Below are 25,672 nucleotides of genomic sequence, written 5' to 3'. Positions count from 1 at the left end.
TCGCACGCCGCGTCCGTGTTCTGCGCCGAACTCCTCGCCAGCACGCACGTTTTGGACGAGGGTGCACCCGTGGCCACCCTGTGCCTCCGGTGTCCGCGCTGCAACCGGCATCGGCCGAATCCGTCAAGTCCATCGCCCGGCACGCCTACTGACGACGAGCCGACGCACCGTCAGGCGCCACGCCACGGCACGGCACGGCACGCACGGCACGGCGCGGCACGGCACGGCGCGGAGGGGAGACGACATGGCACTGGTCGTGTGTCGCTCTGGAGCCCGCCGCCGAGGGCGAACCGAAGTCCCCGTCCGTGTCGGCACGCCTTGCCTGGGGAGGCCCCCTCCCGCAGGCTGCGCCCACCCCGGCCTGGACGGCGGCGGTCCCCTCGTCAGGGTCCCGCGTGCACCTGGCACGCCCACAGGCTGGGCGTCCGGGGATAGGTGTCGCGCAGGGCGCGTACGGCGTGGTGCAGGGCCTCGGCCGTGCGGGCGACGTCGAGGATGCCGTCGCCCCTGTTCAGGGTGGAGTACACGCTGAGCGCGACGTCCGCGCCGATTGCGTCGTCGACGTGCCACAACGAGCCGACGACGTGGGGGAAGCCGGCGATCTGGAAAGCGCTGACGATGTGGACGGCCTCGTCGGCGAGTTCGGGGCTGGACCGCAGGGTGTCGCACGCCGACAGGTAGGCGAGCCGGACCGCCGGCAGCCGCAGTCGGGCCAGGTCCCGGACGGTCAGTGGGCGTTCGTCGTGGTCGTGCAGGACGAGCCGGCTGTCGGAGGCGTGTTCCAGGTCGCCCGAGGCGTGGCAGGCGAAGTGCGCGTAGGCGTGGTCGTGCAGCGCCGAGACGACCGCGGAGTGGGTGGCGGAGTCGTCGCGAAGCAGGGTGGCCCTGGGGATCAGGCGGGTCAGGTGTTCGGCCTCGCGGAGGGCGCCGGGGAGCGGGGCCTGCCCGGGGGCCCGCGCGACGCTGACGACGAGGGTCCCGGTGCCCGCCGGGCGGGTGGTGCGCAGACGGGCGTGGTGCAGGGCCCGCAAGGTCGGCGTGTACGAGGAGACCACCCGGTCCAGCGCCCCGGGAGCGGCGTCCGGGGGCGCCGCCGCGTGCAGCGGCAGAGTGCCGAGGAGACCCCCCGGCGACCACCACACCCGGGTGGCATCGGGGAGCCGGTCGAGGACCGGGCCGGTGACCGCCCGCCACAGCCAGGCGAGAGTGTCGCGGACGTCCTGCTGCGCGCGCCGCGACTGCTTCCGCGAGGTCCCGGGTCGGTCGATCCGGACCAGCGCGTTCTCGAAGGTGCGCCGGCGTTCGGCCGTCGTACGCGGGTCGAGGCCGGGGAGCGGCACGGCCTCGATGGTGTGCTCGGTGACGACCAGGGCGTCACTGCCGTACGGGGAGACGTTGACCAGGACCACCGGGCCCGCGGCGGCCGTGGTGCGCAGCTCGCCCTCGTCCCGGTCCCGCACCGGCCGTAGCAGCCCCAGCTCGGGGTGCTCGGCGCGGATCGTGGTGGTGAGATCCTGCCACGCGGTAGCCACATGCTGCCGCTCGTCGGCCGGGGCGTCGGCGGGACCGGACGGTTCCTCCGGCAGGAACCCGTCGCCGCCGGTCGCCCTGTCGAGGGCCGCCCGCAGTTCCTCGAAGCGGTCGGCGAGGTCCGGGGCGGACTTCCGGAGCAGGGTCAGATCGCTGTCGGCGTCGAAGGTGTGGGAGAGCATGACGCCCCTCGCCTGCTCGAGCAACCCGACCGCGAGTCCGGGCCGACCACAGCGCACCGCGCAGGCGGCGGCAGCGGAGCCCAGTCCTACGGTTCGACTCAGCAGGAACTCCTGGTCGTCGCGGACGAGATGGCGGGGTGCGACGGAGTGCAGCAGGTCGACCGCCACGACGTAGCCCTCCAGAGCGCCGGCCCAGTCACCCAGCTCCGCGCGTACCTCGCCCCAGGCTTGCGCGGCGCCCAGGCGTGGGGCAGGTGGGCACTGCTGCTCCAGAGCCGCCTCCCGGAAGTACTCGGCGGCTTCGGCCAGTGCACCGGGTCGGGGGCGCCGCCGGGGGCCCGTGAGACGCAGGGCGTTGCCCAGATTCGTCAGGCGCCGGGTACGCGTGGGGTGGCCGGGGGCAGTCGCGTCGAGGGCCCGGCGCAAGAGCGCGACCACCTCCGTCCTGGCCCTCGGCGACACAAGGGTGAGCGGGTTCAGAAGCCGGGCGTTCGCGGCCACCGTGAGGGCGCCTGCCAGGTGGGGGGAGCCCGGGGAGAATGCGGCGACCACGGCGTCCGCCAACTCGCGCGCCTCGCGCGCCTCGCGCGCCTCGGCCGCTTCGTCCCGCCGCCCGCCGTGCGAGATGCGGTGCAGCAGGGCCACGGCGAGGTTGAGGCGGCGCCGGGGCAGCATCGGGTCGCCCTCCGGTGTGAGAGCGAGCCCTTGTCTCAGGAGCCGTAGCGCCTCGTCGAGCCTGTCGGCCGGCCCGGGGAGCCGTTCGAAGCCCGACACGAGACCGAGTCCGAGCGAGCTCAACATGCTCGCCCGGTGTGCGACGTTCGTGCCGGGGAGTGCGGCGGCACGGCGCCGGCACTCCTGGACCTCCAAAAGGTCGGCGCCGTCCTCGGTCAATTGGTGTCGCAGGCTCAATGCGCCACTGAGGTTGAGCAGCCGCGGCCCCAGCGACCCGTTACCTTCGTGGGTGAGTGCCACCGACTCGCGGTGCGCTGTCACGGCCTCGTTCAACTCGGCCGGGTCTCCCGAGCGTTGATGACGGGCGATCAGCACCAGACCGAGATCGTCGAGCGCCGTGGGGCGGTCCGGGTGACCCGTCGGCATGAGGGCCTCGGCCAGCCGCAACCGGCGCGATGCCTCGTCCAGATCGGCGCTGTTCGTCCTCGGGTCACGCAGGTAGCGGTTGTAGAGGGCCATCGCGGGTGAGAGGAGCGGTACTCGTGGACCCTCCGGTCCCTCCGCCGAGGACGGGGAGCGGTCGATGAGGCCGAGCGCCGCGTCCAGATCCGCGTGGGAGCCGGTCGCGACGGACCGGGCGCGCAGGGCGTTGCTCAACGAGTCGCGCAGGGCTCCGGTCAACTCGGGACTCTCCGTCGCCCGCAGTGCCCCGGCGAACAAGGTGATCGCCTCGTCCAGATCCTCCGCACGACCGACGTGCTGTGCCCGGAGAATGAGTGCCGTGCCCAGATCGTAGTCCGCTTCGGCGGGTTGCCCCGGACGGGCGCCGACCGCCCGGCGGCACAACGCCACCGCCTCATCGCACTCCTCGGGCGTCGCGCCCTCCACACGGAGCATCAGGATCAGCCCCTTCGCCAGGGCGCCGAGACAGCTGGACAGACGCGAGCTGCCGGGCGGAAGTTGGGCCAGCACGTCCCGCGCGATGCCCACCGACTCGTGCAGGTCCTCAGGATCGTAAGAGTCCGTGTAGCGGTCCAGGAGCCGGCGGCCCAAGCCGTCGAGGGTGAGGAGCCGTTCGGGGGAGTCGGCGGGGATTCTTCCGAGGGCACTGTGGAGGAACCGGACCGGATCACCGTCCGCCAGATCTCCGAACGGCCAGGTCGCCCCCGCGACGCTGACCGCGTCGGCCGCCGCTCCGAGCCGGCCCGGGAACGCGGGGTCGTACTCCGGTGTCGCGAGGACGGCGAGGCTGCCGAGACCGATGGCGGTGGCAGCCCGGATCTCGGGCGAGGGGAGAGCCGCCGTCAGCAGGGCGGCCAACTCGTGCAGATCGCGGACTCCTTCGGAGGCTTCCGGCGGGGGACGGTGGTGCCGTCCCTCTGCCGCGATCCCGTACGCCATGGCCGAGGCCGTCCACTCGTCGGGGCCGTCGGCGTTCTCCGGGTCGGGATGGACGGCCGGATCGGTGGAGGCGTAGTTGGCCGCCAACTCGGGCGGCACCAAGCCTGGATCGCGTACCCACACCGGGAAGAGGAGGGTGCCGGCCATGCACCCGTGTACGACGCCGAGGTCCCCGGGTTCGGTGAACGCCCGGGCGGCACAGAGCCAACCGGCCGCGTGCCGGGCCTCCATGTCGGTCCTCGTGTCGCAGGTCCGCAGCAGACCCCGCAACTCGGCATCCGCGGCGGGGCCGAACACCGCATCCGTGTCCGTCCGCCCGTCCGCGGCCAGCTCCACGCGCGTGCGAACGGCCTGGAGGAACCAGTCCCGGTCGTATCTCACCTGTCGCTCCTCCGGCGCTCGCCGCGGGAAGTCGCCCGTCTTCGTCGTTCGATTCGTTCGTATCGCCACCGCTGTCCGGGCAGTCGGCAACGCGGCCCCAACTCCGCACCCATCATGCACACTTGTCCCATGACCGGATCTGCCGACCTCCCTGAAGCCGGCCGGTGGGCCGCAGCGGCGCTGTGCGTACTGCTCGGCTCGCCCGGTGACCTGGCGCAGCCGGGCGTCCGGGAACCGGCCGAGCGGGCACGGGACCTGCTGCGATCGGGAGCGGACGCCGGTGTGGGCACGGAGGCAGGCTCGGGACCGGACGGCCGTGCGGGCTCCGGCGCCGACGAACTCGCCGCTTGTTACGCCGCCCTGAACACGGCCCTGCGCCGGGCGGGAGACGCCAGGGGCCTGGTCGCCGGGGGCCGGAGCGCGAGGATCTCGGGCATCGCTCGTGACGTCAAGGTCGCCGTGTGCCCCGGGCCGGCCCACTGTTCCCGGGTCGAACGGGCGCGAGACCTCCTCCCGGCTCCGGCCTGCGCCGTCAACGGCACCCGCATGAGCAGGCGCCGCCTGGGTCCCGGCCAGTGACCCCGTCGGCATGAACCCTCTCCTCGCCACACTGGGTGGCAAACTCGCCGAGCGCTGGCTCAACATGCTGGTTCTCCCCGGTGCTCTCTTCCTCGCCACCGCAGCCGTCGGCACCACCCTGGGCCACCGCCGCTGGCACGACATCGAGCGGCTGCGCACCTCACTGGACGATCTCGCGACCCGCCCCGCCCTCGACCGCGCCGGTACCGCCGCGCTTCTGGTCGCCCTCCTCCTGCTGGCCGCGAGCGCGGCGTCACTTGCCGCGCAGTTCCTCGCCGGCGCGATCGAGCGGTACTGGCTCCGGTTCGGGCGTGACCCGCTGTCCCGTGCCCTGACCGCCCGCCGTGCCCGCACATGGCGCGAGCTGGACACGCGGTACGAGGAGGCGCACGGCGACATCTCGGTGACCGAGGGCCGGCCGTGGGCTCCGCCGGAGGTGCTGGCGCGCATCGAGAACCTCGCCGAGGCCCGCGACCGGGTCGCGCTCCACGCGCCCGCCCGCCCCACCTGGTACGGCGACCGTGTCGGGGCTGCCAGGGAACGCGTCCACACCGCCTACGGCGTGGATCTCGCCGCGGTCTGGCCACGGCTGTGGCTGATCCTTCCCGAGCAGGCTCTACGCCAGATCCACTCCGCCCGCGACTCCTTCGCGGCCGCCGCCCGCATCGGCGCCTGGGCCGTGGGCTACGCCCTGCTCGCCTGTTGGTGGTGGCCGGCCGCCCTGGTGGCCGTCTGCTGCGCGGCCGTCGCCCGCTCCCGGGCTCACGACGCCCTGGACCTGTTCGCCGAGCTCATCGAGGCCGCCGTCGACGTTCACGGCCGGGAGCTGGCCGAACGCGTCGGCCTGACCGGGACGGGCTCGGTGGCGCTGTCCGACGAGGTGGGGGAGCGGATGTCGGAGCTGTTCCGCAAGGGTGGGTGACCGGGGCCGTCCGAGCAAGGGCGGAACCTTCGGCGTATCGGCCCCGGCGGCTCTCCCGGCAGTGGCGGCCGGTGGACGGGACCGGCTCGACGCCGGCGGTCATCGGCAGCCCCGGTACCCGTCGGGAGAAGCGGTTCACCGGCGTCCGAGGTGCGTGAGCCGCTCGGTGGCCCCGTCCTCCGGGTCGATGAACCGCTCGTCCGGCCGCCGGGAGAGCCGGTACCCAGCGCTGGAGGTACGTGCCGACCCCGGGCTCGGTGAAACGGACTCCGTACCGCATGAAGACCAGCGGGCCTGTGTGCGTGCGTGCGTGCGTGCCTGCGTGCCTGCGTCCCTGCGTCCCTGGGGAACGGCATGGCGGGTGGTGGCCACCCCTCCCTGTGTGCGCAGGGTGGGGGACGGCAGGTTGGGTAACCATCGAGGACCCCGGACCCCGGACCCCGGACCCCGGCACACCGATCCGCCCGCACACCACCGCGAGGAGACCCCATGACCGTGTCCGACCGCTACCGCACCGCCTGGGAAGGCTTCTGGGAGGAGAGTTCCGGCGAACAGGGAGAGCCCTTCTGGGACGCGGATCCCGCCCTGACGGCCCGGCGCGACCTCGAACACCTCACCCCGTACGCCGATCCCTCCCTGCCGGTCGCCGACCTCGGATGCGGCAACGGCACCCAGACCCGCTTCCTCGCCACCCGCTTCACCCCCGCGGTCGGCGTCGACCTCTCCGCCGCTGCCGTCGCCCACGCGCGCCGGACCGATGCGGGCGGAGCCGCGACGTACGAGCAGCTCAACCTCGCCGACCCGAAGGAGACCGCCGCGCTGCACGAGCGCCTCGGCGACGCCAACGTCTACATGCGGGCCGTCCTGCACCAGAGCGACCCCGAGGACCGCCCCGCGGTGGCCGCCTCCGTCGCCCAGTTGGTCGGCGCGCGGGGCAGGGCCCTGGTCCTGGAGCCGACCGGCCAGGCCAAGGAGGTGATCGCCGCCGTCGCCGCTCGGCCCGGTGGCCCTTCGCTCAAACTGCGCCGTGTCAAGGAACACGACCTGCGCCCCGGCGAAGTCGCCGAGGGTGAAGTCGCCGCCCTGCTGCGGGCGGCGGGGCTCACTGTCCTGGGCGCAGGCACCACCGCCCTCGCCATGAGCGAGACCCGCTCCGACGGCTCCACGGTGGAACTCCCCGCCCGCTGGTTCGTCGCCGGCCGCCCCTGATCCGGAATCCGTGCGGCGGACCCTCGGACGTGCCGAGACCGAGTTGACGGGCGGGTGGGGGCGGCGCGGGGGGTGCGGTCGCGACCGCACCCCCACCGACGAGAACCGTTCGACCGAGCGTGCCGGCGCTCTCGTTCGGCCGGCCGGCGTCGGGGTCCGTGGTCACGTCACCGGTCCTGGGAGAGTGCGAGGAGTTCGGCGAAGGTGCCGCCGGCGTGGACGAGGTCTTCGTAGCGGCCCTGTTCGGTGATGCGGCCCTCCTCCATGACGATGATGTGGTCGGCGATCTTCGTGTTCTCCAGGCGGTGGGTGACCACGATGGTGATGCGGTCGGCTGCGATGGCCTTGATCCGCTCGAAGATCTGGTGCTCGCCGCGCGGGTCCATCTGGGAGGTGGGCTCGTCCAGGATCAGCAGTCCGGGTTGGCGGTACAGGGCCCTGGCGCAGGCCACGCGCTGCCACTGGCCGCCGGAGAGTTCGGAGCCGCCGAAGACCTCGCGGGAGAGCAGGGTGTCCAGTCCGGCGGGGAGGCCGTCGACCGCCTCACGCAGGCCGGCCGCGTCGATGGCGGACCAGACGGGGGCGTCGTCGGGGGTGCGGGGCTGGCCGAGGGTGACGTTCTCGCGGACGGGCATCGGCCACTGGGCGAAGATCTGCGGCACCAGACCGGTCTGCGCCCACACCGTTGCCGGGTCCACCTGGGCCAGGTCGGCGCCGTTCCAGGTGACCCGGCCCTTGTCCGGCAGGTAGATGCCGGTGAGGAGGCGGGTGAGCGTGGACTTTCCGGAGCCGTTCGTTCCGACGATCGCGAGGATCTGGCCGCGTTCCAGGGTGAGGGAGACACCGTCGACGGCGGGCCTGTCCTTGCCGGGGTACTGGTAGACGACTTCTTCCAGTTCGATGCGCTCGGTCGCCCCGCCGTGCCTGCCGGAGCCGCGCTCGGGCGTACGGGCCGCCGCGTCGTCGAGGAAGGTCTGCATGTCGCCCAGGTAGAGGCTGGTGTGGAAGACGGCCGCGCCGTTGGAAACGACCTGGGAGAGCGCGGCGAGCGCGGTCTGTACAGCGATGACGGCCGTGGCGGCGACCGCGAGTTCGATCCGCCCCGTGACCGCCAGCCACGCGAGGACGCTCCAGGCCGCGAGGAGGAAGGTGCCGCCGACTGCGGCGGAGGCCAGGGCGATGCGCAGGGTCTGCGGGGCGGCGGCCAGGGTGCGGCGGTCGCAGCGGTCGGACAGGGCCCGGAACCAGTGGACGAGGTAGTCGGCCATCGAGTTGGCGCGGACCTCGTCCCCGTACTTCGAGGTGGTGGCCCACCAGCGCATCATGCCGCGGACGTTGCGGTCGGCGATGTTGGCGTAGTGGATCTCGTAGTCGACCCGGGCGGTGAGGACCGCCCCCACACCGGCCGGAAGCACGGCGAGCAGGAGCAGCGGAAGCATCACCGGATTCAGCGCCGACAACACGCTGCCCGCCGTGACCATGCGGATCAGCGCGGACAGGAACCGCTGGGCGTCGGTGACCATCACCTGGGTACGCATCACCCCCATCTCGGCCGCCTCGTACCGGTCCGAGAACCCCTCCTCCGCGTACGCGGACGCTTCGACCCGGCACACCGCCTCGACCAGCGCGGTGTCCGTCTCCGTGGTCAGCCGCGGGGTGATCCTCCGTGCCGCGTACGTGGCCACGGCCGCCGCACCCCGGCCCAGCGCGGCCGCGAGCGCGACCACCACCAGGGCGGGGACGGCTCCGTGCAGCCTGTCGCCCGCCGAGCCCTCGCCCAGGACGGGCCGCATGGCGCGGGCGGTGGCCGTCAGCAGCACGGCCGCCGAGACGCCCGTGATCACCTGGCAGCCGACCAGCAGTTGTACGGCCAAGCGGTCGGTCCGCCAGGACAGCCGGGCGATCCGGCCCAGGACGGACGGGATCTGCGCGCACATCCGCCGGAAGGAGACCTCGGCGAGGGGATTGACGGAGTACTGCCCGCTGTACGTGATCTCCGCAGGTGGCGGCGGGGGAGGGGGAGAGGTGGCCTGCTGCTCGTTGGCGGTGGTCGAGGTCAACGTGGTTCCCCTTGACGGTCGTCCGGCACGGTCGAGGGGATCAACGACCTGGCGGGGATATCGAACACACGTGTTTCGGTCGGCCCCGGAAGCCCGGGATGGAGCGGGCGGCGGAGTGTGCGCGATGCATCGACCCGGTGCTCGCAACAGGTGTGCGGAGCGTGAGGGTTGGCCGAATCGCCGAGGGTCCCGCCGGGCACGGCGGGAGGGGGCATCGGCAGAGTGGGGGCGTGCGTACGGGCGCCACGGCGTGCGTACGGGCCACGGCGTGCGTACGGGCGCCACGGCGTTTCGACGGCGCGTTGCGGGGTGTGGAGTACGAACAGTTCTTCTGATCTCCGGATGTTGTCCCGGGGCCGGACGTCGCAGGCGCCGGTGCATGCCGGCGCCTGCACCGATGGAGTGGTCAGGGGAACCGCGCGGCGCGGCTCCGGGAGCGGCTCACGCGGCGGGGAGGGAGTGGACGCTGACCGCGTAGCCGCAGCCCGGCTCGTAGGGGTCGCCGCTCCAGGTGGCGTAGCGCTGCCGCAGGACCAGGCCCGCTCGGGCGCACCAGTCGTCGAACTCCGAAAGGGTCAACGGCGCCTCCGACAGGGGGAGATGTGCCGGGTCCAGGCCCATGCCGGTGACCAGCAGGCCGCCGGGGCGCAGCGCGGCAGCCAGCTGCCGGACGACGGCCGGCTCGGTGCCGGGGGCCAGCAGGGGGATGACGTTTCCGGCGGCCAGCGCCAGGTCGAAGCCCGGCTCCAGGCCGAGGGCGTCCAGACGGGCCAGGTCGCCGAGGAGCCACTTCTGCGTGGGGGCCTCGCGCCGGGCGACGGCGAGCATCGAGGAGTCGACGTCCACGCCGGTGCAGTGATGGCCCAGCTCGGCCAGCCGGATCGCGATCCGTCCGGTGCCGCACCCCGCGTCGAGGACGCGGGCGCCCGGCGTCAACAGCGCGGCGCAGAAGGTGGCCTCGCCGTGGACGTCGTGGCCGCTCTCGGCGAGCCGCGCGAAGCGCCGGGCGTACTCCTCGCCGGCTTGTCCGCCGGTCAGTTCCGCCCAGCGGTCGTCCTGCCCAGTCATGTTCGGTGCGCCTTCCGGTCGGCTCGTCCCGCAGCGGTGAGGCGGGTGTCCAACTGGCATTTTCGCAGGTCGGCTCCTGGGAGCAGGTCGTGTGCCCCCGGATGCGCGGGGCGCCTGCCGACCGAGGACTACTGACGGAACGGGTGTCGGAGAACGTCGCGGGACAGTCCTTGAGCTCGGTGGCCATGAGCCCGGAGAGGTTCGCGAGCGGCAGCGTTCTTCCGGGACGTCCGTGAAAGCGGGGTGGTCCGGAGCACGGACCGGGTCCGGGCCCGGCTCCACCGTGTGGTTCTGGACGAACTCGGTGGCCGTGGCGAGCTGGACTGGTCGCGGACGGCGATCGACTCCGTCAACGTTCGGGCGGCGCCACACGGAGGGCTTCTGACGCACCGAATCCGACCGATCGCGGCGGCCTGTTCCGCCCTGCGACGCCCGGCCGCCCGCACCCGGGCCGTGATGGCTGCTCCATGCCGGGGTAGACGGCGTTGACCAGCCCGATCTACAGGACGGAGCGGCCGGAACGTGGCCATTACTACCACTGGTGCGGTGTACGGGTGCCTGGGCTTGGGGGCGCTCCTCGCGGCGGTGCTCCCCCGTCTGCTGTCGCGGCGGCCGGTCTCCCCGCCCATGGTGTTCCTCGCGTCCGGGCTCCTTGTGTACGCGCTGCCGCTGTCCCTCCCCCTGCCGCGGGTGGACCCGACGGAACATCGGGAGTGGGCGGAGCACCTCACCGAACTCTGCGTCATCGCCTCCCTGATGGGTGCCGGCCTCGCCATAAACCGTCCGTTCGGACGGAGCTCCTGGCGCACCACCTGGCGTCTCCTCGGCGTGGCGATGCCACTCGCCATCGCTGCCACCGCGTTGGTGGCCTGGTGGCTGCTGGGCTGGCCGCCGTACGTCGCGCTCCTGCTCGCGGCGGCGCTGGCGCCCACGGACCCGGTGCTCGCCTCCGAGGTGCGGGTGGGTGAGCCGTCGGACCACGAGTACGACGAGGACGAGGTGCGCTTCGCGCTGACGAGTGAGGCCGGCCTCAACGACGGGCTGGCCTTCCCGTTCGTCCTGGGCGCCCTCGCGCTCGCCGCGGCGGGCGGCGGCCTGTCGACCGGCTGGATCGTGCACTGGGCGTGGAGCGACGTACTTCTCCGGCTCGCGGTCGGGGTGGCCGTGGGAGTGGGAACGGGCCTGCTGTTGGGCCGTGTCCTCTTCCACGCCGCTGCCAGACCGCTGAGGCTCGCGGAGCACGGCGAGGGCTTCGTCGCGCTGGCGGTGACACTCACCTCCTACGGCATCGCCGAATCACTGCACGGATACGGGTTCCTGGCCGTTTTCGCGGCGGCCTGCACCCTGCGCAGCCGGGAACGGGGCCATGAGTACCATCGGGTGCTGCACGAGTTCATGGAGCAGATGGAGCGGCTGCTGATGGCGGTACTCCTCTTCGCGACGGGCGCTTTCATCGCGACGGGCGCCCTCGCCCATCTCACCTGGCAGGGTGCGGCGACGGGTTTGCTGCTGCACTTGCTGATACGGCCGCTGACCTCCTGGGCGGCCCTGCTGCGGGGCCCGGGTTCGCGGAAGGAACGGCTGGTCACCTCGTTCCTCGGCATCCGCGGCATCGGCTCGTTCTTCTATCTCGCCTACGCCTGCGGTCGGGGGGATTTCGGCGCCTGGGAGGACGAGTTGTGGGCGGTCGTGGTCTTCACCGTGCTCGTCTCCGTCGTACTCCACGGCGCTGCGGCCACTCCGATCACCGCCCACCTGGACCGGAAAGGCGGCGAGGGAAACCGGGTGTGAGTAGTTGAGGTACAGAAAGTGCCGGTGAGATTGATCTTGCTCGGCCAGCACACCGGCCCGTGGTGCTGCTGGGCTTCGGCGATACCCGCTGGGCGGGTCTTCCCAGGTGGCTACGGTCCAGGCCGTGCCGGTGGAGTTTCTGACTGATGAGCAGGCCGAGGCGTACAAGAGGGGCCTGACCTGGCTCAATGCAGTCAATGACCAGGTCGCGGGGATTGGCGCGATGGTCGTACGCGGCACCCCGCGCGACAGCCTCTACACGCTGGACACGCTGCTGAACCTCGACGGCGGGGTGAAGCCGGAGATGGTCGCGACCGACAACGCCTCGTACTCCGACATGGCCTTCGGCCTGTACAAGATGCTCGGCTTCCGCTTCGCCCCGCGCTTCCGCGATCTCTCGGACCAGAGGTTCTGGCGGGCCGACCTGCCCGACGGTGAGGCACCGGCCGCCGGGTACGGGCCGCTGGAGGCCATCGCCTGCAACAAGGTGAACCTCAAACGGATCGCCACGCACTGGCCGGACACGCTCCGGGTCGCCGGGTCGCTCATCACGAACCAGGTCCGTGCCTATGACCTGCTGCGGATGTTCGGCCGCGAGGGCCACCCGACCCCGCTCGGCGCCGCGTTCGCCGAGTACGGGCGGATCGACAAGACCATGCACCTGCTCGCGCTGGTCGACCCGGTCGACGACACCTACCGCCGACTGATGAACCGGCAGCTGACCGTGCAGAGTCCCGCCACCGCCTGGCCCGCGCGATCTGCCACGGCGGCCGGGGCCAGATCCGCCAGGCATACCGCGAGGGCCAGGAGGACCAGCTCGCCGCCCTCGGCCTGGTCCTCAACGCCGTCGTCGTGTGGAGCACCCGCTACCTCGACGCCGCCGTCGCCCAGCTCCGCGCCGAGGGCTACGACATCAAGGACGAGGACGTCGCCCGCCTCTCCCCGCTCAAGGACCGGCACATCAACTTCCTGGGCCGCTACCTGTTCAACATCAAGGCCAGCGGACCCGGTCAGGGACTGCGCCCCTTCCGTGACCCCGACCCCGACCCCGACGCCGACGACGGGGACGGGGACGAGGACTGACGGCCGGTGTTGCTCAGTCTGTGTTCTGTCGAAACCCGTCAGGGCTGAATGTTCTCCAGGTCCTTGAGGAGGCTGGGGTGCGTCGGCTGCCACCCGAGGGCGTTGCGGGTGCGGGTGCTGGATGCAGGCTGGTCCATGGCGAAGATCGGGCCGAATGGGCCGAAGGTCTCCTCCGACACCGCCTCGACCGGCAGGCCCAGCCGTCGGCCGACGACCGTAGCGATGTCCCGCACCGCGTCGCCCTCGTCGGCCACGGCGTGCCAGGCTGTCCCGGCCGGTGCCGATTCGAGGGCCAGACGGAACAGGACCGCTGCGTCGAGCGCGTGCACGGCAGGCCAGCGCTGGGTGCCGTCGCCCGGGTAGCCGGCCACTCCGGTGCGGCGCGCTTGATCGGTCAACAGGCCGGCGAATCCGCCCTTGCCCTCGTTGTGGACCGTGCGCGGCATGCGGACAGCCGTGCTGCGCACACCACTCGAGGCCAGATCCAGCAGCGTATTGACCGAACGGCCCCGACCGCCAACCGGTCCGTCGGTCGGCAGCGGATCGGCCTCGGTGGAGGCGCGACCCGGCACCCAGGGCGTACCCGAGACCGCGACGATCGGGCGGTCGCTTCCGATGAGTTCCTGCCCTAGCGCGGCGAGAGCAGCGCTCTCCTCGGTGATGGCCTGCGCGATCGCATCCGGACTGCTGTAGTCGCGTCCGAACGCCAGACTGATCACGCCGTCGGACTGCGCAGCGCCGGACCGCAGGACGTCGACGTCCGCCAGATCTCCTCGCAGCACCTTGGCGCCGGCGCTCTCAAGGGTCTGCGCGGAGCCGTCCGAGCGAGCCAGTGCGAGAACGGTGTGGCCGTTGCTGAGCAGTTCGGCGACGACGGCGGAGCCGATGGTGCCGGTACCGCCGGTGATGAAGACGTGCATGAGCTCTCCCTGAAAGTGATGGGACCGTTGTCCCATCACTGACCCTACACGGTGACGGGACAGGTGTCCCATCACCTATTCTGGTCTCATGAGTAGATGGCAACCAGGGGCGGCCCAGCGACTCGTCGTTGCGGCCGTCGACCTGTTCACCGAGCAGGGGTACGACGCAACCACAGTGACGCAGATCGCCGAGCGCGCCGGCGTCACCAAGAGCACCTTCTTCCGGCACTTCTCCGACAAGCGAGAGCTACTGGTCGCCGGCCAGGAGACGCTCAGCAGGCTGCTCGCCGACGGCATCACCGAGGCGCCTGCGAGCGCCAGCCCGCTCCAGGCGGTGGCAGCCGGTCTCGAGCGCGCATCGAGCGCCATGGGGCCGACCAACCGCGAACTCGGCCCCCGCCTCAAAGCAGCTGTGGCAGCCAGCACCGAACTTCAGGAGCGTGACGCCCTCAAGAGCGTCGGTCTCGCGGCCGCCATGACAGCCGCGCTCATCGCACGAGGTGTCCCCGAGTCGACTGCGCACCTCGCGGGCGAGCTGGGAGTCCTCGCGTTCAAGCGGGGCTACGCCCAGTGGTCCGAAAGCGATCGCGATGACACAGAAGGGCTCGCGCCTCATGTACTGGCAGCCCTGGAGGACCTGCGCGCGGCAACTGCGTCGCTGGGCTGATCAATGCCACCCGACTGTTCGCCGACCGGGCCCTGTCGGCGCCGTGAGTGCTGCGCCCTCTGTCGCGTCACATGGCTTGAGCCAGGAAGAAGCACCCCGGCCCCTCGATATCTGATCTTCAGGTGGCCATGGCGCCGCCGCGCTGACCACTGCCTGAGGACGGGATTGACCTTTCAAAAAACCTTCGTTTCCTGAAGATCCCTCCCAGAGGTCCACTCGGACCCCTGGGGCCTTCAAAAAACCCTTCAAAAACCTGGGTCGTTCAAGAACTCCGTATCGCCGTTTTCTGACGTGATCCGTGGCCATGACGGCCACTCAGGAGCCGGCGGACGGCGCGGACGTGCTCGTCGCCGAGCGTCTCGTGCGCACCGAGATCAAAATCGGCTACGCCCGAGTGTCAACCGGTGCCGGAAGATCTTCGCGGACAAGAGATCCGGCAAGGACGCGCTCCGGCCCGAGCTGAAGGCGTGCCACGCGTTCCTCGACGCGGGCGACACGCTCGTCGTCCCCTCGCTCGATCGCTACGGCCGCAGCCCCCATGACCTCATCAACATGGTCGCCGAGCCACGCGTGCGCGGAATCGGCTTCACCTCGCTGCACGAGAACCTGGACACCACCACCCCCGGTGGCCGACTCGTCTTCCACGTCTTCGCTGCGCTCGCCGAGTTCATTCGCGAGCTCATCGTCATCGGCACCAAGGAGGGCCTGGCCGCCGCCCGCGCCCGTGGCCGAGTCGGCGGACGCCCCAGCGTCGCCACCGAAGAGATCATCCGCGCCGCCCGCGACCTGCTGCCCGACCCCGGCCGCTCGATCATCTCAATCGCCAAGCTCCTCGGGGTCTCCCCGGGCACGCTCTACAACCACATCCCGGACCTGTGCGAGCTCCGCGCCAGCACCCTGCCCCGCCAGCTCGAAGCGCCCGCGCGGTGCGAGCGGGGTGCCCCCGCAAGGCTCGTGTGGGAACCGAGGCTCTCCCACCGGAGATCACCAACGGGACGGCCCATAAGGTCGGCACCATGGACACTACGGGTGCGGATCGGCGTCGGACGGCTGAGCGGGTACGCGACACCTTGGCGCGGCTCGTCGCCGAGCGGGACGTATGGGTGTCGACGGCTCACCCCGAACACGGTCCGCACCAATTGCCTTTGTGGTTCCTGTGGGACGGGCGAGCCGTCTGGATGTGCACCGGCGCGGATTCCGTGACCGCGCGCAACCTCCGTACGGAGCCGCGCGTGCGTCTGTCGCTGCCGGACACCTTCGACGTGGTGCTCCTCCAGGGCGAGGCGGAGTGCTTTCCCGAGCAGGAGGTGCCCGGAGAGGCGGCGGATGCCTTCGCCGACAAGTTCGGGTGGGACCCGCGCACGGAGGAGGGGGCCTACCTGTACGTACGCGTGGTCCCGAGCACCGTACGCGCCTGGCGGGGCGTGCCGGAGCTGCGCGGGCGAGTCGTCATGCGCGACGGGGAGTGGGTTGCGGGGGCGTAGCCGACCGTCCCGACTCGCGGCGGGCGTGCGGGTCAGTTCTGGGCGGCGTACGAGGTGAAGTCACGCCAGGCGGCGGGGGAGAGGGTGAGTTCGGGGCTCAGCGCGTCCTTGGAGTCCCGGACGTGGATCGCGTGCGGCCCCTGAGCCACTTCGACGCAGTCGTCACCCTGCGAGCCGCTGTAACTGCTCTTGATCCAGGTCAGTTCGGACGGGCTCATAGCGTTCCTCGCAATCGCTTCAACAGGCGCAGGGAGTCCGCAGGGGGCAGAGCCTGTGACCGCAGTTTCGCATACCGCTGCTGTAGCAGGCTGATCTCCTTCGGACTGGCGATCAGTCTTCCGTTCTGCTGCCCTTCGGAGTAGGCGAACCACCGGTTGTCCGGAGTCTCGGCCAGTCGCATCGGCCCGTCCAGTCCCGCGTGTGACGGCTGACGCAGCGGCATCAGCTGAAACTCCACGTTCCAGTTCCGCTCGATCAACTCCAGCAAACCGTCGAACTGTTCGCGCGTCACGGCCTCCCCGCCGGTCCATCGCTCCAACACCGCCTGTTCCACGATGAAACTGAAGGCCGTAGGCGGCTTCCGGGTCACCGCCAGCAGTTCCTGCCGGGCGATCCGTGCCGCGATCCGCTCCTCCAACTCGTTTACATCGGGAAGCGGCGGCACGTCCATCGACACCGCTCGCGCGTACGCCTCCGTCTGCAACAGGCCCGGCAGCACCCGGCACTCGTATGTGTACAGGCTGATCGCCGTCATCTCTACACGCGCCCATTGCCGGAACCAACTGGCCAGCCCCGCCTGCCGCGACAGGTGCGGCGCGGCTTTGCGCAGTGCCCCGGTCCCTCCGAGTACCGGCTCCGCGCGTTCCACGAAGTCGCGGTCCGGCATCCGGCGCCCCTGTTCGATCGAGGCGACCGTGTGTTTGGAGAAGCCGACCTTGTCGGCGAACTCCTCGCGGGAGAGGCCGGCGTGCTCGCGCAGGGCCTGGAGGAACGCGCCGAACGTCCGCAGGCTGTCCGACACTCCTGGCTCGGCGCCCGCTCCCGATCCTCCGCCCGGGCTTCCCGATCCTCCTGCGTTCAATTCTCCCGACGTCGGTTCCGCAGCGCCGCCGTCCATGCTGTCGTAGCCCACCGATGGCCACCTTTCGCGCGTACCCGCCCCGCCGTGCCGCACCCACGCGCCGCGTCACCACCGAGTGTGCGCGTGTGACCTCACAGCGTACGGGTGGTGAGGGTGATGCGTGGTGGCGTTCGTGCGAAGCAGGCGCGGGGGAGAGTGCGGCCCGCCGCGTTCCGGGCTCGGAGCTTGGGTCTTGGGTCTCGTGGTCCGAGCTTCGGGGTTCGAGCTTCGGTGTCAGGTCTCTCACTCGTTCGAGGGATCGCTGAAGACGCGCTGCCCGACGCTTGAGCTTCGGGATTCGGGGGTCGGGATGCGAGGTCCGGGATTCGAGCGGTGTTGTTCATCCGGGAGGTAGGTAGGGGGGTTTGAGGAAACCTCCCTACCTCCCTCCCACCCGTCGCGATCGGCAAGTATGACTTATGGTGAGCAAGTTGCGGCGGAGAGTCACGCATGCTTACGGTGCCCCCAACGAATCGACCCCGACGCGGTGTTAGAGCACCAGGTCGGGGTCTCACCAAAGATCGCACCCAAAAGAAAGACGATCTCGTGGCTACCCAGCACTTTAGCTCCGCCCTGCCCGCCCTTGCAGCTTCGCGCCCGTACCGCAGGGCGCACACCGGCTACGGCAAGCAGTCCGTCTCCGGCCAAGTCGCACCCGGAACCGGGGATTTCGCGTCCCTGCCGGAGCGTGAGCGGTACGTCGCCGCCTATGTCGATCACTTGCCCGAGGGCGCCTCGATGGACATCAAGTCGCTGGCCAAGGACCTGCCCCTGTACGGCCAGATGGCCATCGGTACCGCTCTGCGCGCGTTGGGTGTGGCCGGGCATCTGCGGCGCGTACGCAGGCGGGTGGGGGGAGACGGCCCGTGCCGGTGGGTGACGCTCACCTTCTGGTCCCGCACCGCGCGGGACAACGAGTGGTGGACCTCCAGGCTCGAAGCGGAGGCCAGCGCCGCACCGGAGCAGCCCCTCGCGGACCCTGCCGAACCGCGTTCCGAACCGCGTCCCGTGCCAGTGGTTCCCCGGCAGCGCACTGCGGAGGGAGCCCCTGAACGGCCCGCGCTCCCGGACCAACCTCAGCCGGCCGATGCGCCTTCGGAAGCTGGCACCCCGGCCGAATCCGCTTCTCCGGCCGCCGATGCTCCTCCGGCTGTCGCGGGCCCCTCTCCCGCCTACATGGCCCTGGCCGAACTGGGGCGCCGAGACCCTCGCTTGACGCTCTCGGCTGCGGACTGCGAGGTGCTGGAGCCGCTCGCCGCCGCCTGGTTCGCGCGGGGCGTCAGCGCCGGGTACCTGACGTCGGCGCTCACCGCCGGGCTTCCCGAACAGGTCGGCTCACCCGTCGGGCTGGTGCGCCGCCGCCTCACCGACAAGATGCCGCCCCGTCTGTCCCCGACCCCCACCCCGCCACCGGTCCCGGCGCCGGGCACCCCCGCCGCTCCGGTACGCGGGCTCCTGGTCGAGTGCACCGACTGCGGGCGCCCCGCCCGCGCCGAAGCACTCCCGGACGGCCTCTGCGCCCCCTGCCGCACCGCCCACCAGGCACCGCAACCCGCCGACCCGGACGCCGCCCCGGCGTCGGCCCCGGCCCAGGCCGAACGCGACGTCCCGGCCCTCGTCGCCGGACTCCGCAACCTGATGCGCACCCCCTGAACGCGGCCCGGCGCCCGCACCCGGCCGACGCGGCACCACCCGGTGAGTCAGTGGTCGGCGAAGTTCCAGAACATGCCCACCTCGGTGTCCGTGACGACGACGAGGCCGTAGTCCTCCGTGTAGGCGGTCAGCGGGCTGTACCCCCAGTCCGGCGTCGTGAAGTCGAGCCTGCCGGGTATGCGTTCGGGGCCGGGCCTGGTGACGTTGGTGTGGTACGAGGCCCCGTCCCCGTAGCGCGCGAGGACCGTCCCCACCATCGCCCGTAGCTCCTCCTCGCTCTCCGTGAAACGGCGCAGGCTGGACAGACGGCAGCTGTCGTCCGTGAGGGCGAGGAGCAGGTTCTCCGCGCTGATCCGGTCGATCTCGTACAGCCGCGCCGCGACGTACTCCGGCGGATGGGCGAGGAAGGGGTACATGGGAGACGCCTGGCGCTCCGGGGCCCGGGCCTCGTCGTCGAGACCGGCCCAGCCACGGGGGTCCGGCACCCGTGCCATCAGCGCGAGGACGTCGAGGATCCAGTCGGGGTGTCGGCGCGGCCCCGTGGCGTCATACGGAAACGAGTCCTCGTAGAGGTGGCGTACCGCCGTTTCCCAGGACTTCTGGTCGACGGGTGTGCGGTCGACGGACATGGGTTCGTGGCCCTCCCGGTGCGGCGGCGTCGCGTCCCGATCAGTCGCGTACCGATCATCCGTGGCGAGCGTACGCTGGTCCTGCGTACGAGCGTCGCCGCTGGTGAGGGGTGCGACGCGCCACCATCGTGGGTGCATGACACCTTCGTCCGCATCCCCCTCCGCGACCGGTCGAGCGCTTCCTCCGGTGGACGGGTTCGTCCAGCGCTTCAGTTCCACCCCGCGCGGCGCACGCCTCGCGCGCAGGCTCGTGCTGCACCAACTCGCCGCCTGGGGAGTGTCGTACGGCAGCGCGGATTCCGACACCGCCGCCCAGATCGTCGCCGAACTCGCCGCCAACGCCGTCACGCACGGCCGGGTCCCCGGCCGCGACTTCGAGGTCACCGCCGAGATCCTCGACGGCACCCTGCACCTCGCGGTCTCCGACGCCCGGGGAGAGCTCCGGCCACCGGCACCGGGGGCACCGCGCCCCGCGACGCCGCCCCTGGCGGAGAGCGGCCGGGGGATGCTCCTGGTGGAGTCGCTCGCCGACCGGTGGGACGTCCTCGACCGCCCGCACGTCGGCAAGACCGTAGTGGCCGAACTGGACCTGCGGCCCCATCGGGCCCAACGGCCCGAACCGCCCCTGCGGGAGCGACGGCCCGCGCGGGCCTGAGCCGCCTTCCGCTGCGCTCGCCCACTCGTGGCCGGGCCCCTGAGGACCGTGTGGCAGGGGTCCGCCCCACGCCTGGCCTGAAGTGGTCGTAGACAGCCGATACCGTCCTGCGCGCGTCCTCGCGTGGCTACCATCGAGGCCCGAACTCGCACTGCGGTAGGGGGACCACCCGTGCTCGACACCAATGCCCTGCTCGGCCAGATCGTGCCGGCCTCGGAAGCCGCGGTCGTCGCCTACGGCTTGGGCGTTCTCGACAGGACCCGGAGCGAGGCCGCCGACGCGACCGTACGGCTGGGGCAACGTCTCATCAACAGGCTCCTGAGGCGTGAGCCGGAGGCGGACGCGGAAGCCGATCCCGTACGTACCGCCGTCGTACGCCTCGCGGAGACGGGCACGGATTCGGACATGCGCGCCCTGCGCCTCGCGGAGTTGAGGATCGCGCTGCGTGCGGCGCTGACGGATTCCCGCTCATTGGCCGAGGACCTCTCCGCCATGCTTTCGGAACCCACGTCCTCCTCGGTGGTGCACGCCGAGGGCGAGCGCTCCGTCGCCGTGGGCGGGAACGTCTCCGGTTACGTCTCGACCGGCGACCTGACGGCGGACGCGCCCCGACGGTGAGCGAGAACCCCCTCGCGAGTTCGGCCGGAGAGCGTTCGGTTGCCGTGGGAGGCGACGCCCACGGGACGATCGTCACCGGCGACATCGTGACGATCGTCCATGGTGCCAGTGGGCCGCGCCGCCGGAGCCGCCACCCGGTCACTCTCGACGAAACCCTCAAGATCCTCGCGCACAGGGTCCGTGCCGACCTGGAGCAGGACCAGGTGCAGCAGAGGCTGCGGAGCAGGGTCCCGTTGCCGGTCCGTTGCCGAGCGGCTCCGGAAGAGGTGACCGGCAAGGGTGAGGGCGTCCGGGGGACGTCGGCGGCAGTGGCGAACGATTGTGAGCGGGACCCGGCAGGGCCGCTGAAAGAAGTGGCTGCTGTCTACCTGCGGAACAGGCGCAGCCAACTGCTGGTGCTGGGCCGGGCAGGTTCGGGAAAGTCGGTCCTGATCCGTCGCTTCGCGCACGCCAGGCTGGAGGACCCCGAGTGGATCGGCAAGGGGCCGCTGCCGGTGATCTTCAGTGTGGGATCGTGGGACCCCGGTCTCCTGTCCCTGCCCGACTGGTTGATCGACCGCCTGGAGCGGGACCACCCCTTTCTGGCAAGGCTGGGTCCCTTCGACGGGACATGGGCCTCCACGCTGATCAAGGGCGCTCACGTTCTGGTGATCTTGGATGGATTCGACGAGATGGCGGAGGCACGCCACAAGCTCGCGCTGAGACACCTCAGGGCCACCGAACTGCCGTTGCTCCTGACGAGCCGCCCCGAACCCCTCGAAGCAGTCGAGCCGGGGAACGAGCTCTTCCCCGGGATCGAGCTGATGGCGCTCACCTTCGAGGACTGCTACGAGCGGCTCGGCGGCACGCCCGCATGGGTCTCCGTTCTCGACCGGCCGAGGACGGGCACGGGCGAACCCGCCGACGTGCTCGCCGCCGTTCTGACCTCTCCGCTGATGCTCACCATGGCCCAGGAGTTCCGAGCGGGCGGCGGCGATCCCGAGGACTTGCTGAAACTGGCGGAGTCCGGTTCCCCGGACGAGTTGGAGAAAAGCCTGCTGGACGCCTTCGTCCCGGGGAGCTACGACCACCTCCTGAATCTGCACATCGCCAAACGCCGACGCTGGAGCGCGGAACGGGCAGGCCACTGGCTCGGTTACCTCGCCACACACCTGAGGCAACAAGGAGGGAAGACCCGGAGGAGCGATGCGCCGACCTCCGACGCGCCCCCCGTCGGCTCACAGGACATCGAGTGGTGGCGGCTGGGCACGACCATGAGCCTGCCCGTACGCATGTCCGTCTCGGGGGCTCTGTGCGGGCTCGTCTCGGGGGCGGCGATCGGGATCGTCTTCGCCCTGATGAACAACCCTCCCGGGGCATTCCTGACCATGCTCCTGAACGCGCTGGGAATCGGGTCGACCTTCGGGCTCCTCCACGGATTCGGGTCCAAGATCGAGGCCGTCGGCATGTTCAGGCCGTCCCGCATGCAGATCCGGCTCGTGGGTGAGCCGAGGGGGGCCAGATGGAAGCGAACGCGCGAGAGCTTCCTGCTCAGGGTCGGCGGCGGGTTGGCCGGCGGGCTGGTCTTCGGGCTGGTATTCGGCGGCGGAGTCGCCGTCTACGCCAAGATCCTCGGAGTCCCCTGGCTCGTGCTCGCCCTGATCATGGGGAACTGGCTCGTGGCCGGTTCGCTGATCGGGCTGGGGTGCGGGATCGTCCTCGCACTGGTGGCCTGGTTCGAGACGGACAGCAAACCGGAGGAATCGGTGAGCGCGACGGACCTGTTGCGAACGAACCGCACCATCGTGCTCGTGCAAATGGCTGCGGTGGGCCTGGCCCTCGGCTTCGGATACGGAACCGTCGTCACGCGGATCAACGGGTTCGACGTCGGCCTCCCCGCCGGAATCGGAGCCGGAAGCGCGGTGGCGGTCGGGGTCGGCACGCTCACCGCGTGGGGCCGGTGGGTGGTGCTGGTCCGCTTCTGGCTTCCCCTGCGGAAACGTCTTCCCTGGAGAATGAACGCCTTCCTCGCCGACGCCCGCGCCCGTGGGGTGCTGCGTCAGGCGGGAGCGGTCCACCAGTTCCGCCACGCACGGCTGAGGGATCGCCTCGCCGAGACGTACCGGGCGGGCGAACACACGGCGAAGGGCGGGAAGCCGTGAGAGCCGTTCCGCTCGGCGGACGGGCCGGAAGGGGCCCGTGGACGGGTCGCGCGCCGCGCGGCGCCGACAGAGAACGACTCCTGCTCGGCGGATCCCGGGAGCGCACCGACCACGCGAATCTAGGATGGGGAGATGCCCAAGCAGACTCGGCGCGCGGCTGTACTGGCCGCCGAACAACGTGCCGTCGACCACGCGTACTCCTGCCTGGAACGGGCTCGGCAGGAGGCTGTGGAGTTGAGCGGCCTCGACACCGCGGCCAGCGGCAAGGACGCCATCGACTCCCGGCGGACCTGGGCGCGCGAACTGGCGTCGCTCGACGGCGGCGGCAGATCCATTGTCTTCATGCGCGCCGATGTCGATGGGGACGAGGGGCGTGAGACGTTCTACGTCGGGCGCCGGGTGGTACAGGACGAGCAACGCAATCCGGTCGTGATCTCGTGGAGTTCGAAGGCCGCCGTGGAATGGCGGCTGACCAGCGAACAGGACCCGGGACAGGTGCGGTTGCTGCGCCAAATAGTCTGCGATCAGCGGGTCGTCAGGCGCTATTTCGATCTTCACGGCTCCGAGGCCGAACAACCGGTGGAGCTGGAGGCGCGCACCACTGAGGTCGCGCAGGACACGGCCGCCGGGGACCCGTCCTGGCGCGACCCTCTTCTCGAAGAGCTTGATCGCGCCCGCGACGGCGCCATGCACGACATGGTCGAGACCATCCAGAGGGAACAACTCCGGCTCGTGGCGGACGAGCCTGCGGGCGTGCTGGTGGTCCAGGGCGGCCCTGGCACGGGCAAGACCGCCGTCGGCCTGCACCGTGTGGCCTGGCTGCTGGACAATGATCTACGGGCGGCCAAGGACATCCTCGTCATCGGCCCGAACCGCTCCTTTCTCGAGTATGTCGGCGTCGCCCTGGCCGAACTCGGCAGCGACGACGTCTCGTTGCTCGAACTGCCCGCGCTGTGGGCTGCCGCTGTCCCTCGCGACCCGCGTCCGGTGGCCGCGGTGAAGGCGCACCAGCGAATGGCCGCCGTACTGCGCGGAGCGGTCGACCACGAGACGACGAGCTCGGTCGAACGTCTGACCGCGCTGGTGGGCGGCCCGGTCTTCACCTTCGAACTGAATCGCAGAGAAGTCGTCGTCCCCGTGAAGGAGATAGCGGAGATCGCCACGGCCGCGCTGGCCGGTGACAGCGCGTATCAAGTGCGCCGGGAGCGCTGCCTGCAACGGATCACGCAGCATCTGACCGACGCGTACGTGGCGACACTGCCGGGTCCGGCGGACATCGACTACCTGGCCGAAACAGCCAGGACTCGCCCCGTCGTGAGGCTCCTCAAGCGGATCTGCCCCGTCCTCACGTCCCAGGAGGTGCTGCGGAGCCTGTACTCAGGTGGCCCCGCCCTCGCCCGAGCCGCCGAGGGCATCCTGTCGGTTGCGGAACAGGACCTGCTCACCGCGTCCAGCTCCGGTGCCGGGCCGGGCGCCCGGACGCCGCGCGCGTGGAACGGGCTGAGTCGCGAAGACCTGAGCTGTATGGATGAGTTGGACTACATTCTGGCTGGGCGCCCCTCGAAGGTGTACGGACACCTGGTTCTCGACGAGGCGCAGGACGTCACGCCGATGGAGGCGAGGGCCCTGGCGCGCCGCTGCCCCAGCGGGTCGATGACGATCCTGGGGGACCTCGCGCAGTCCACCGGTCCTCACCTCTTCCAAGACTGGGACGAGGTGGGGCAGTTGCTCGCGGGGCGGGACGGTTACCGGGTCGCCGAACTGGTGACGGGGTTTCGGGTGCCGTCAGAGGTCATGGATTTCGCCGCCCGGCTGGGCGCCTTCTGCGCGCCGCACGTGGCGGTTCCCGAATCGGTGCGCACCACGGGCACGGAAGTCACGGTGGTGGAGGGACAGGAGCCGGTCCTTCAGGCAGCCGGGGCCGTCGCGCGGCTACGCGCGAGCGCGCCCGGCGGACCACGAGCGCGATCGATCGGTGTGATCGTGCCGGAGGGCGGCGCATGGCGCGACCGCATGGCGCGAGCCCTCGGGCCGGACGCCCCCGAGAGCCCTGCCGTACTGACCCCGGCAGAGGCCAAGGGTCTGGAGTTCGACCACGTCGTGGTGGTGGAACCGGCCGAGATCGTGGGGAACGATTCCGCCGGGCTCAGACATCTCTATGTCGCGCTCACGAGGTGCACGCAATCGCTGACCGTGATCCACGCCCTGCCCCTGCCGGAGCAGTTGCGTCCTCCCGCCCGGCCGGCCGCTCCGACCGGGCGCCCCCGTGTGGATGGCGCCCGCGCGTCACGGAGACCGGCGTCGGCACCCCCGGCGTCCGGGGAGAGCGGGCCGCCGCACGGCGCGGCACCGGTGGTCGTCAGGGAGGAGCAGGAGTTGGAGCGCTACGCCGAGGTGGAGGAGGACTTGCGAAAGCCGCTGGCTTCGCGCATGTCGGCGGCGAGGACGGACCAGTTCCACGAAGCGCTCCGGCACCGCCTGCTCGCCGACCTCTACGAGAGTACGTCCGAGGTCGGAGAAGACGCTTTCGTCGACGCGTGGTGCACCAGGGCCGACGGCACCGTGCTCTTCGACGTACTCAGCGGCCAGGAGAGCGGATACAGGGCTGTGCGGGAATCCGCCCTCCACCTCATGGAGGTGTCCTATCTGCGTCCGGAGGGCCAAGCGGAGTTCCTCGTCGTCGTGCTGGGAGGCGGCCCGGTGGACCCCTGGGTGGTCGACGCGGCGGACGGTGCCTTCAGTGTGCTGCTTGCCTGGCGCGACGGCGGTGGCTCGTGGGCGGGCCCGGGGGCGCGACACATCGCACCGTGACGGGGGACCGCCCGAGGTACGGATCGGTGCGGGCCGGGCAGATAGCCGGACCCTGCAAGGATTGAGTGAAGATCTGCCAAAATATGTCGAGGG

The 25,672-nt window shown here is 71.1% G+C and carries 19 protein-coding genes and 2 pseudogenes; 14 read left to right on the top strand and 7 right to left on the bottom strand.

What is annotated here, in order from left to right; translation table 11 throughout:
* Positions 1-383: 383 nt before the first annotated feature.
* The gene (locus OHT52_RS04965; RefSeq protein ID WP_328718907.1) at positions 384-4,169 is read right to left on the bottom strand and encodes a CHAT domain-containing protein; all 3,786 of its coding nucleotides are present in this window, start codon (positions 4,167-4,169) and stop codon (positions 384-386) included.
* Between the two features lie 129 nt (positions 4,170-4,298).
* On the opposite strand from OHT52_RS04965, the gene OHT52_RS04960 reads away from it, so the two are divergent.
* The 3 genes from OHT52_RS04960 to OHT52_RS04950 all read left to right on the top strand — a co-directional run bounded on the left by OHT52_RS04960 (position 4,299) and on the right by OHT52_RS04950 (position 6,879).
* Complete coding sequence (locus tag OHT52_RS04960; RefSeq protein ID WP_328718906.1) at positions 4,299-4,748, top strand: hypothetical protein; 450 nt, start codon at positions 4,299-4,301, stop codon at positions 4,746-4,748.
* A gap of 10 nt (positions 4,749-4,758) precedes the next feature.
* A complete protein-coding gene (locus OHT52_RS04955) occupies positions 4,759-5,670 on the top strand; it encodes a hypothetical protein (protein WP_328718905.1) in 912 nt (303 codons plus the stop codon).
* 489 nt (positions 5,671-6,159) lie between these two features.
* Positions 6,160-6,879: a class I SAM-dependent methyltransferase gene (locus tag OHT52_RS04950; RefSeq protein ID WP_328718904.1), complete on the top strand. Its 720-nt coding sequence runs from the start codon at positions 6,160-6,162 to the stop codon at positions 6,877-6,879.
* Positions 6,880-7,046: 167 nt separating this feature from the next.
* On the opposite strand, the gene OHT52_RS04945 is transcribed toward OHT52_RS04950, so the two are convergent.
* Positions 7,047-8,939 (bottom strand): ABC transporter ATP-binding protein, encoded by a 1,893-nt coding sequence (locus OHT52_RS04945; RefSeq protein ID WP_328718903.1) that lies wholly within the window; start codon positions 8,937-8,939, stop codon positions 7,047-7,049.
* A gap of 441 nt (positions 8,940-9,380) precedes the next feature.
* Complete coding sequence (locus OHT52_RS04940) at positions 9,381-10,007, bottom strand: class I SAM-dependent methyltransferase (RefSeq protein ID WP_328718902.1); 627 nt, start codon at positions 10,005-10,007, stop codon at positions 9,381-9,383.
* A 252-nt stretch (positions 10,008-10,259) separates the two neighbouring features.
* Between OHT52_RS04940 and OHT52_RS04935 the strand changes: the two are divergent.
* From OHT52_RS04935 to OHT52_RS04925, 3 genes and pseudogenes are all read left to right on the top strand, one after another.
* Positions 10,260-10,417 (top strand): annotated as a pseudogene (locus OHT52_RS04935) (IS5/IS1182 family transposase); the annotation flags it as partial.
* Between the two features lie 112 nt (positions 10,418-10,529).
* Positions 10,530-11,798, top strand: a complete 1,269-nt coding sequence (locus OHT52_RS04930; protein ID WP_328718901.1) for a cation:proton antiporter — start codon at positions 10,530-10,532, stop codon at positions 11,796-11,798.
* Between the two features lie 169 nt (positions 11,799-11,967).
* Positions 11,968-12,881: pseudogene (locus tag OHT52_RS04925) on the top strand (Tn3 family transposase); the annotation flags it as partial.
* A 38-nt stretch (positions 12,882-12,919) separates the two neighbouring features.
* Here the strand turns inward: OHT52_RS04925 and OHT52_RS04920 are convergent.
* Positions 12,920-13,801, bottom strand: coding sequence for an SDR family oxidoreductase (locus tag OHT52_RS04920; RefSeq protein WP_328718900.1), 882 nt, complete (start codon positions 13,799-13,801; stop codon positions 12,920-12,922).
* 88 nt (positions 13,802-13,889) lie between these two features.
* Between OHT52_RS04920 and OHT52_RS04915 the strand changes: the two genes are divergently transcribed.
* The 3 genes from OHT52_RS04915 (at position 13,890) to OHT52_RS04905 (ending at position 15,952) form a co-directional block, all read left to right on the top strand.
* Positions 13,890-14,468: a TetR/AcrR family transcriptional regulator gene (locus tag OHT52_RS04915; protein WP_328718899.1), complete on the top strand. Its 579-nt coding sequence runs from the start codon at positions 13,890-13,892 to the stop codon at positions 14,466-14,468.
* A gap of 291 nt (positions 14,469-14,759) precedes the next feature.
* Positions 14,760-15,671 carry a recombinase family protein gene (locus OHT52_RS04910; protein ID WP_328718898.1) on the top strand — a complete coding sequence of 304 codons (912 nt, stop codon included), beginning with the start codon at positions 14,760-14,762 and terminating at the stop codon, positions 15,669-15,671.
* Positions 15,572-15,952 (top strand): pyridoxamine 5'-phosphate oxidase family protein, encoded by a 381-nt coding sequence (locus tag OHT52_RS04905; protein ID WP_328718897.1) that lies wholly within the window; start codon positions 15,572-15,574, stop codon positions 15,950-15,952. Before OHT52_RS04910 ends, OHT52_RS04905 begins: the two co-directional genes overlap by 100 nt.
* A 32-nt stretch (positions 15,953-15,984) precedes the next feature.
* On the opposite strand, the gene OHT52_RS04900 is transcribed toward OHT52_RS04905, so the two are convergent.
* Together OHT52_RS04900 and OHT52_RS04895 are read right to left on the bottom strand one after the other, a co-directional pair.
* Positions 15,985-16,170 (bottom strand): DUF397 domain-containing protein, encoded by a 186-nt coding sequence (locus OHT52_RS04900; protein ID WP_328718896.1) that lies wholly within the window; start codon positions 16,168-16,170, stop codon positions 15,985-15,987.
* Positions 16,167-16,973 carry a helix-turn-helix domain-containing protein gene (locus OHT52_RS04895; protein ID WP_328723618.1) on the bottom strand — a complete coding sequence of 269 codons (807 nt, stop codon included), beginning with the start codon at positions 16,971-16,973 and terminating at the stop codon, positions 16,167-16,169. The genes OHT52_RS04900 and OHT52_RS04895 overlap by 4 nt, the downstream gene beginning before the upstream one ends.
* 645 nt (positions 16,974-17,618) lie before the next feature.
* Here OHT52_RS04895 and OHT52_RS04890 point away from each other — a divergent pair.
* The gene (locus OHT52_RS04890; protein WP_328718895.1) at positions 17,619-18,725 is read left to right on the top strand and encodes a MarR family transcriptional regulator; all 1,107 of its coding nucleotides are present in this window, start codon (positions 17,619-17,621) and stop codon (positions 18,723-18,725) included.
* Positions 18,726-18,772: 47 nt separating this feature from the next.
* Here the strand turns inward: OHT52_RS04890 and OHT52_RS04885 are convergent, their stop codons facing one another.
* The gene (locus OHT52_RS04885) at positions 18,773-19,354 is read right to left on the bottom strand and encodes a hypothetical protein (protein ID WP_328718894.1); all 582 of its coding nucleotides are present in this window, start codon (positions 19,352-19,354) and stop codon (positions 18,773-18,775) included.
* 136 nt (positions 19,355-19,490) lie between these two features.
* On the opposite strand from OHT52_RS04885, the gene OHT52_RS04880 reads away from it, so the two are divergent.
* The 4 genes from OHT52_RS04880 (at position 19,491) to OHT52_RS04865 (ending at position 25,579) form a co-directional block, all read left to right on the top strand.
* A complete protein-coding gene (locus OHT52_RS04880; protein ID WP_328718893.1) occupies positions 19,491-20,009 on the top strand; it encodes an ATP-binding protein in 519 nt (172 codons plus the stop codon).
* A gap of 171 nt (positions 20,010-20,180) precedes the next feature.
* On the top strand, positions 20,181-20,627 hold the full coding sequence (locus tag OHT52_RS04875; RefSeq protein ID WP_328718892.1) for a hypothetical protein: 447 nt from the start codon (positions 20,181-20,183) through the stop codon (positions 20,625-20,627).
* The gene (locus tag OHT52_RS04870) at positions 20,624-22,768 is read left to right on the top strand and encodes an NACHT domain-containing protein (RefSeq protein WP_328718891.1); all 2,145 of its coding nucleotides are present in this window, start codon (positions 20,624-20,626) and stop codon (positions 22,766-22,768) included. Before OHT52_RS04875 ends, OHT52_RS04870 begins: the two co-directional genes overlap by 4 nt.
* A 132-nt stretch (positions 22,769-22,900) precedes the next feature.
* The gene (locus OHT52_RS04865; RefSeq protein ID WP_328718890.1) at positions 22,901-25,579 is read left to right on the top strand and encodes a HelD family protein; all 2,679 of its coding nucleotides are present in this window, start codon (positions 22,901-22,903) and stop codon (positions 25,577-25,579) included.
* The last annotated feature ends 93 nt before the right edge of the window (positions 25,580-25,672 follow it).

Origin of the sequence: Streptomyces sp. NBC_00247, assembly GCF_036188265.1 — a bacterium.
Taxonomy (GTDB): Bacteria; Actinomycetota; Actinomycetes; order Streptomycetales; family Streptomycetaceae; genus Streptomyces.
The sequence above is the reverse complement of the archived record's forward strand: the minus strand, read 5'-3'. Positions and strand labels throughout refer to the sequence as shown.

Coding starts and splice junctions, on each gene's coding strand:
- OHT52_RS04960 (WP_328718906.1), top strand. CDS start 4,299: ATGACCGGATCTGCCGACCTCCCTGAAGCCGGCCGGTGGGCCGCAGCG.
- OHT52_RS04955 (WP_328718905.1), top strand. CDS start 4,759: ATGAACCCTCTCCTCGCCACACTGGGTGGCAAACTCGCCGAGCGCTGG.
- OHT52_RS04950 (WP_328718904.1), top strand. CDS start 6,160: ATGACCGTGTCCGACCGCTACCGCACCGCCTGGGAAGGCTTCTGGGAG.
- OHT52_RS04940 (WP_328718902.1), bottom strand. CDS start 10,007: ATGACTGGGCAGGACGACCGCTGGGCGGAACTGACCGGCGGACAAGCC.
- OHT52_RS04920 (WP_328718900.1), bottom strand. CDS start 13,801: ATGCACGTCTTCATCACCGGCGGTACCGGCACCATCGGCTCCGCCGTC.
- OHT52_RS04915 (WP_328718899.1), top strand. CDS start 13,890: ATGAGTAGATGGCAACCAGGGGCGGCCCAGCGACTCGTCGTTGCGGCC.
- OHT52_RS04900 (WP_328718896.1), bottom strand. CDS start 16,170: ATGAGCCCGTCCGAACTGACCTGGATCAAGAGCAGTTACAGCGGCTCG.
- OHT52_RS04885 (WP_328718894.1), bottom strand. CDS start 19,354: ATGTCCGTCGACCGCACACCCGTCGACCAGAAGTCCTGGGAAACGGCG.
- OHT52_RS04880 (WP_328718893.1), top strand. CDS start 19,491: ATGACACCTTCGTCCGCATCCCCCTCCGCGACCGGTCGAGCGCTTCCT.
- OHT52_RS04865 (WP_328718890.1), top strand. CDS start 22,901: ATGCCCAAGCAGACTCGGCGCGCGGCTGTACTGGCCGCCGAACAACGT.